The organism is Vibrio qingdaonensis (genome assembly GCF_026191675.1).
Taxonomy (GTDB): Bacteria; Pseudomonadota; Gammaproteobacteria; order Enterobacterales; family Vibrionaceae; genus Vibrio; species Vibrio qingdaonensis.
Window position 1 is genome coordinate 1 of record NZ_JAKRRY010000106.1, and the last position, 1,591, is coordinate 1,591.

The following is a 1,591-nucleotide window of genomic DNA, read 5'->3' on the forward strand; positions in this document are numbered from 1 at the left end:
GGAGACACACTAAGTCTATTCATTCTTCAATTTGAAATCAACACAGCCTATCAGCGATTACGTCATGCGTGAGTTCACACTTTTATGATTGGTAATCTAAGCAAGAAAGGGCGTGGACGTTATTTGTCCACGCCTTTATTACGCTTCGCCATTATTTGTTATTGGATGCTCAGGAGTGCCAATGAGTAACAAAAGCACAGTTGAAGGACTGTCTGCGCTGCTGCATACCTTGATGTTTATCCCTTATCAGAGATGGACCGATGTCAAAGTACTGCAACAAGCCCTTGCTCAAGGGGGCATTGAACGCAGTACACGCAGCATCAAACGCTATCTCGATGAGGTGATTGTTGAAGTCTTTAATGTGGAGTGCGATAACTCGTCGCAGCCCCATCAATACCGAAGAACATCTCATCAATTATTGAAGTACGACCCTAAGGAGACCGCAACCCATCAAATATTGAATCGATACCTGACCTCGGTGTTGCCAGATGAACTACTCGGATTACCCACTTCCATTTTCGGAAATCCACGTTTAAAGGTCAGTGCTTGGTTAAACAAGTTACACATTGATGTTGTGGATATTCGCGATTGGAGCGAAGAACAACGTCATGTCTTAAAGCAGGTGCATTCTGCTTTGTTTTATGAACGTATGTTGACCCTATCAAGTCAGGTTTTGCAACAAGAGCGCCTTCAGGTAGAACCACTGGGACTCTCGGTTTTGCGTGATACGCTTTTGCTGCTTTTTCGAACATCAAATCATTCGCCCATCCGCTCTTTGGCGTTGCCTTTGATTGATGATGCCAACGTTTCCACCCTTTCTTTTACTTACCCTTCGGATTTTAAAGCTGAAGAGTACGTAGCCACTCACACTGACCAGCACATCACACAAACGCTGGATAGTCTTTAACCCCAAAGGAAACCTCTATGAAATACACACCTCTCATACACCTTACCGTGCTTGCCATCATATCCCCGCTTGCGCTTGCGGGTGGAACGCTCGGTGGCAGTCCTTCTGCTGATTCCGGAGCGGTGAATACGCACACGGGAAAATGTGTCGCTTATGCACAAGCAGTCAAACATGCTAAACAAAAAGGCGAAGACCCAACCGATATTCCCCTCCCCAAAGGTTGTCAAGCCGAATAGTTACCATTACCCCATAAGGCCATCTCATTTCGAGGTGGCCTTTTTCATTTCACTCAACAAAAAAAGGAGACACACATGTCTTGGTATCACACAGTAGGTAAAGCCGTCGCAGGAACGGCAAGCGTCGCAGGTATTATTACTGCCGCGCCGGTCTTTGGGGCCATTGGCACCATTACGGCCGCAGGGTTTGCGGTGTCAACGGCTATTGGCACATCAGCCGCATTGATTGATAAAGCGTTAGAGGAAGACCGTCCAGATGTACCGGACTATCCAACGCCACACCGCCCATTAATTACACACGAGCACTACGACGAAGAGCGATGATCCACGATTGAATCCAACCAGCCACAGCCATCACGGTTGTGGCTTTTTCATTTTACAGGAGCCGATTATGTCCAGAGCCTCCAATATTGAAGCCGTCTTTCTATTATTAGCCCAGCTTCCTACC

Annotated in this window: 3 protein-coding genes; all 3 read left to right on the forward strand. The window is 46.9% G+C overall.

Annotated elements, in window-relative coordinates; all coding sequences use genetic code 11:
* Positions 1 to 181: 181 nt before the first annotated feature.
* Positions 182 to 907: a transcriptional regulator gene (locus tag MD535_RS25460; RefSeq protein ID WP_265678073.1), complete on the forward strand. Its 726-nt coding sequence runs from the start codon at positions 182 to 184 to the stop codon at positions 905 to 907.
* 17 nt (positions 908 to 924) lie between these two features.
* A complete protein-coding gene (locus MD535_RS25465; protein ID WP_265678074.1) occupies positions 925 to 1,143 on the forward strand; it encodes a hypothetical protein in 219 nt (72 codons plus the stop codon).
* A 75-nt stretch (positions 1,144 to 1,218) separates the two neighbouring features.
* Positions 1,219 to 1,467: a hypothetical protein gene (locus MD535_RS25470; RefSeq protein ID WP_265678075.1), complete on the forward strand. Its 249-nt coding sequence runs from the start codon at positions 1,219 to 1,221 to the stop codon at positions 1,465 to 1,467.
* Positions 1,468 to 1,591 lie beyond the last annotated feature (124 nt).